The following is a 6,000-nucleotide window of genomic DNA, read 5'->3' on the forward strand; positions in this document are numbered from 1 at the left end:
TTCCAAACTGAGTCCCCAGGACGGCCCCGCGGGTGGTGGTACGCAGCGGGGGCCACCGTCCGCGACGCCCGGTGGTGCACGGTTCCCCGCGAGGCGATGGGACGCGGCGTCGGTCCCGCGGGGTCTCTCCCCGCTCCCCCTTTCCCATGATCCGGTTTTCTCGTGATCCAGTTATGGAGGCTCAAGGCATGGGCGCAAACGCCACACCCCCGCCCGGAACCCGGAGACCCCGCGGCGGCCTCCGCCGGGCTCTGATCGCCGGCGCCCTCGGCGTCCTCGGCACGATCACCGCACTGACGGCGGTACAGGCTCCCGCCGGCGCCGCGGAGAACACGCTCGGCGCGGCGGCCGCGCAGAGCGGGCGCTACTTCGGCACCGCCATCGCCGGAGGCAGGCTCGGCGACTCGGTGTACACCACGATCGCGAACCGCGAGTTCAACATGGTGACCGCCGAGAACGAGATGAAGATCGACGCCACCGAGCCCCAGCGGGGCCAGTTCAACTTCTCCGGCGGAGACCGCATCTACAACTGGGCCGTCCAGAACGGCAAGCGGGTCCGCGGGCACACCCTGGCCTGGCACTCACAGCAGCCCGGCTGGATGCAGTCCCTGTCCGGCTCCAGCCTGCGCCAGGCGATGATCGACCACATCAACGGCGTGATGGCCCACTACAAGGGCAAGATCTACGCCTGGGACGTGGTCAACGAGGCCTTCGCCGACGGCAACTCCGGCGGCCGCCGCGACTCCAACCTGCAGCGGACCGGTAACGACTGGATCGAGGTCGCCTTCCGCACCGCGCGGAACGCCGACCCGGCCGCCAAGCTCTGCTACAACGACTACAACATCGAGAACTGGACCTGGGCCAAGACCCAGGGCGTCTACAACATGGTCCGCGACTTCAAGCAGCGCGGCGTGCCGATCGACTGCGTCGGCCTCCAGAGCCACTTCAACAGCGGCAGCCCCTACAACAGCAACTTCCGCACCACCCTGCAGAGCTTCGCCGCCCTCGGCGTAGACGTGGCCATCACCGAGCTCGACATCCAGGGCGCCTCGGCCACGACCTACGCCAACGTGACCAACGACTGCCTGGCCGTGCCGCGCTGCGTCGGCATCACCGTGTGGGGCGTGCGCGACAGCGACTCCTGGCGTTCGGGCGACGTTCCGCTGCTGTTCGACGGCAACGGCAACAAGAAGGCCGCCTACAGCTCGGTCCTCAACGCCCTCAACTCCGCCTCCCCGAACCCGAGCCAGACGCCCACCGCGACACCCACCGTGACGCCCACCGACCCGCCGCCCGGCGGTAACGGGCAGATCAGGGGCGTGGCCTCCGGCCGTTGCGTGGACGTGCCCAACAGCAGCACCACCGACGGCACCCAGGTCCAGCTCTGGGACTGCCACGGCAACGCCAACCAGCAGTGGTCCTCCACCTCCGCCGGAGAACTCCGCGTCTACGGCAACAAGTGCCTCGACGCCGGCGGCACCGCCAACGGCGCCGTGGTCCAGATCTACTCCTGCTGGGGCGGCGACAACCAGAAGTGGCGCCTGAACGGCGACGGCACCATCGTCGGCGTCCAGTCCGGGCTCTGCCTGGACGCCACCGGATCGGGCACCGCCAACGGCACCAAGCTCCAGATGTACTCCTGCCACGGCGGCAACAACCAGAAGTGGACCCGGACCGGCTGACCTTGCCGACCGGCCCTCGTGAGGGCCCCCGCGGCGCGGCACGACCCGCCGCGGGGGCCCTTCGGCGTGAAAGTTTCACCCTCGGTTGACGGGCGTGAGGCGGCCCCCCACGATCATGTTGCCTCCGGGTCAGGGGAGGCGTCGAATGAAGGCCGCTATCACATTGAGGTGTCCATCGATGCCAAGACCTCTGTTACGGGCCGCGTCCGCCGTACTGCTGACGCTGGCCGCCCTGCAGGCGCCCACGGCGTACGCCGACGAGGCCGACCCGGTCGCGGTGACCGTCAACGCCCGCGCCGCGCTCGCCACCGTGCCCGAGACCGCCGTCGGAGCCAACCACGCGATCTGGGACTCCCGGCTGGGCACCGACGAGACCGCCGACCTGCTGAAAGACGCCGGGGTGAAGCTGCTGCGCTACCCCGGCGGCTCCTACTCCGACATCTACCACTGGGCCGACCACACGGCTCCCGGCGGCTACGTGGCCCCGAACACCGACTTCGACACCTTCATGCGCGGGGTACGGCGCACCGGGGCGCAGCCGATGGTGACCGCCAACTACGGCACCGGCACGGCGGCGGAGGCCGCGGCCTGGGTACGGCACGCCAACGTCGACAAGGGCTACGGCGTCAAGTACTGGGAGATCGGCAACGAGAACTACGGCAACGGCCGCTACGGCGCCGCCTGGGAGGCCGACGACCACGCCGACAAGAGCCCGGCCGAGTACGCGCGCAACGTCGTGGCCTACTCCGACGCGATGAAGGCCGTCGACCCGACCATCAAGATCGGCGCGGTGCTGACCACCCCGGCCAACTGGCCCGACGCCCTGACCGCCGACGGCGACACCGGGAGCTGGAACGACGTCGTCCTGGCCGCCGCCGGATCGAAGATCGACTTCGTGATCCTGCACTGGTACCCCGGCGCCTTCGACAAGTCCGCGCACGTCCCGGACATGATCCAGCTCACCCGGAAGCAGATCGCGAAGCACGTGGGAGCCGGATCCGAGCGGATCGGCATCGCGATGACCGAGTTCAACACCGGGTCGAGCGACCGCGGCACGACGACCCAGCCCGGCGCCCTGGCCGCCGCCGACGCCTACGCGACGCTGCTGGCCAACGGGGTGTTCACCGTCGACTGGTGGAACGTCCACAACGGGATCGGCAAGGTCACCGAGGTCGAGGGGCACACCGACTACGGCGACTTCGGCCTGCTGTCGAGCGGGTCCTGCGCCGACGGCGGCGTCTGCGAACCGGCGGCGAACACGCCCTTCGCGCCCTACTACGCGCTCCAGATGGTCAGCCGCTTCGCCCGCCCCGGTGACCGGTTCATCCGGGCCGCGACAGACCAGGCGAAGGTCACCGCGCACGCCGTACGGCGCCCCGACGGCTCGCTGGCCGTCATGATGATCAACACCTCGTCCGACACGTCGTACCCCGTCGCGATCGACTACTCCGGGTTCGGCCCGGCGTCCGGGGCCCCCACCGTGCTGACCCACGTCAACGGCGCCACGAGCATCACCACCTCGGCCACGGGCGGCGCGACCGGCCGGACGCTGCCTCCCCTCTCGCTGACCACGATCATCGTGCGTCCCGCCTCCGCCCAGGCGGGCCTGCCGGGCGAGCCGGGACAGCCGTCGGCCTCGGGCGTGACGGACCAGGCCGCCACGATCTCCTGGTCCGCCGCCTCCGCCGGCGCCCGCCCGATCGTGAAGTACGAGGTGTACCGCCAGAACGGAGCCGTCAGCGAACAGATCGGCGAGACCACCGGCACCTCGCTCACCGCGCGTAACCTGAAGCCGGGCACGCGCTACACGGTCAACGTGCTCGCCCGTGACAGCGGCGGCGGTGTCTCGCCCCCCTCCGCGCCGCTGACGTTCACCACCGGCACGCCCGCCTCCGGCTCGTGCTCGGTACGGCTGACCAAGCAGTCCGACTGGGGCAGCGGCTACGTCGGCTCCATCGACATCACCAACAACGGCGCACCGGTCAGCGGCTGGACCCTGACCTTCGGCTGGCCCAGGGCGTGGCAGAGCCTGGGCAGCGGCTGGAGCGCCGTCTGGACGCAGAACGGCCAGGACGTCAAGGCCGTCAACGAGCCCGGCAACGGCTCGCTGGCCACCGGCGCGACGGCCACGATCGGCTACGTCGGCAACTACAGCGGCCCGAACGTGCTGCCCGAGGTCTTCACCCTCAACGGAACCGTCTGCACGACCCGATGACGACGCCCGGGGGCCGTCCGCACGGACGGCCCCCCAGGTCCTGCATCACCACACGAACGGCTTTTCAGGTCCCACGTCACCACACCGCACCGGCGGCCCCGGGTCTCACGTCATCACACGGACGGCCTGCGGACCGCCGCCGGTCTCAGTGGCCGTGCCCCCCGTGTCCGCCGGCGTTGTCCGCGCGGGCGGGCAGGAGCAGGGCTGTGACGATCACGACCACGGACAGCACCGCGCCGATGACGAAGGCCATCCGCATGCCGCCGAGGGTGGCGAGGGCCTCGGTGGCGCCCGTGGCCCTCAGGGCGTCGGCCCGCGCGCTCATCACGGTGACCACGAGCGCGGTGCCGAAGGCCGCGGCGACCTGCTGCAGCGTGCTCAGGATCGAGCTGGCGTGGGAGTAGAGGTGCGGGGGGACCGCTCCGAGCCCGAGGGTGAACACCGGGGTGAAGGTCGCGGCCAGGCTCACCATCAACAGCGCGTGCAGGCCGAGGAGCTGCCAGAACGGCATGGTCATCGTGACCTGGGTGAAGCCGGTGAGCGCGAGCGCGATCCCGACCGCACCGGGAATGACCAGGACCCGGCCGCCGAACCGGTCGAACAGCCGGCCGACGACCGGGCCGAGCAGCCCCATCGCCAGGCCGCCCGGCATCACGAGGAGCCCGGTCTGCAGGGGGCTGAGCTCGCGGACGCTCTGCAGATACAGCGGCAGCAGGATCATCGAGCCGAGCATCGCCATGAAGGACACCGACATCAGGATCAGCGCGACCGTGAAGGTGCGGTGGCGCAGGGCGCGCAGGTCCATCAGCGGCGTGGTGTGCTTCTTGGGAGGCTTCGCCGGCGACGCGCTGCGCAGGTCCGCCGGCGGCGCGGTGTGCTCCTTGTGAAGGTCCTCCGGTGAGGCACTGCGCTTCTGCAGCACCAGCTGGCGGACGACGAAGACGATGATGGCCGCCAGACCGGCCGCCACGGTCGCGGCGGCGACGAAGGCGTCACCGCCCTCGAACAGGCTGAGCCCGTAGACCAGACCGCCGAAACCGGCGGCGGCGGTCACCACGCTCAGCCAGTCGACGGTGCTGTACTCGGGCTCCCCGACGTTCTTGAGCCGCGCGAGGCCGCGCCACGTGATCACGGCGGCGATGGGGAGAACCACGGCGAACAGCAGCCGCCAGGACCCGAACTGGAGGATGAGTCCCGAGACGGCCGGGCCCATCGCGGGTGCGACCGAGATGGCCAGGGACATGTTGCCCATGACCCGGCCCCGGTCCTCCTCGGGAACCACCTGCATCAGCGTGGTCATCAGCAGCGGCATCATCACCGCCGTCCCGGACGCCTGGACGATGCGGGCGCCCAGCAGCACCTCGAACGTCGGCGCGGCGGCGGCCAGCGCCGTGCCGAGCAGGAACAGGCCCATCGCGACGGTGTACGCCTGGCGGGTGGAGACCCGCTGCAGGAACCATCCGGTGATCGGGATGACGGCGGCCATGGTCAGCATGAAGGCGGTCGAGAGCCACTGCGCGGTCTGCGCGGTGATGCTCAGCGCCTCCATCAGCTGGGGGATCGCATTGACCATGATCGTCTCGTTGAGGATGACGACGAACGTGGCGAGCACCAGCAACCGGATCACGGGCGGGGTGCGCCCCGGAACAGGCCGGGGGCGATCCGGAACGGCCTCCGCGGGCATGGCGGGAGAGTCGAGCTGGGGGACGGACACGATACCTCGATCAGGGTCGTCGGACATGATGTCGTCGTGGCCGGCACCCCGGCCACGGGTCTCGCAAGAAGTCGCGGTCATGTAAAGAGTGACCGATGCCACCGACAAAACTCATCGACCGTGTCCAGCATTCCGGCAGACGATGTGAGATGTCACCCGGTTTTAACCGGCGGGTGACGGTGACCGGCCGGGAAACGGCGACCGGCGGGGAAGAACCGCCCGGCCAGAAAGCGGCGACCGGCGGGGAAGGACCCGCCGGCCGGGGAACGGTGGCCGCCCTGGTGGGCGGGCCTCACCGATCCCCGGTGTCCGGAGCGGCGGTACGGGCTCGCGGTACGGGCTCGCGGTACGGGCTCGCGGTACGGGCTCGCGGTACGGGCTCGCGGTAC

General features: G+C 70.5%; 3 protein-coding genes. 2 read left to right on the top strand and 1 reads right to left on the bottom strand.

What is annotated here, in order from left to right; all coding sequences use genetic code 11:
* Positions 1–188: 188 nt before the first annotated feature.
* Both AB0D67_RS34015 and AB0D67_RS34020 read left to right on the top strand, forming a co-directional pair.
* Positions 189–1,682 (top strand): endo-1,4-beta-xylanase, encoded by a 1,494-nt coding sequence (locus AB0D67_RS34015; RefSeq protein WP_362945110.1) that lies wholly within the window; start codon positions 189–191, stop codon positions 1,680–1,682.
* 178 nt (positions 1,683–1,860) lie between these two features.
* A complete protein-coding gene (locus AB0D67_RS34020) occupies positions 1,861–3,897 on the top strand; it encodes a cellulose binding domain-containing protein (protein ID WP_362945112.1) in 2,037 nt (678 codons plus the stop codon).
* Positions 3,898–4,042: 145 nt separating this feature from the next.
* Here the strand turns inward: AB0D67_RS34020 and AB0D67_RS34025 are convergent, their stop codons facing one another.
* On the bottom strand, positions 4,043–5,692 hold the full coding sequence (locus AB0D67_RS34025) for an MDR family MFS transporter (RefSeq protein ID WP_362945114.1): 1,650 nt from the start codon (positions 5,690–5,692) through the stop codon (positions 4,043–4,045).
* Positions 5,693–6,000: the final 308 nt, after the last annotated feature.

Origin of the sequence: Streptosporangium sp. NPDC048047, from assembly GCF_040653115.1 — a bacterium.
GTDB lineage: Bacteria > Actinomycetota > Actinomycetes > Streptosporangiales > Streptosporangiaceae > Streptosporangium.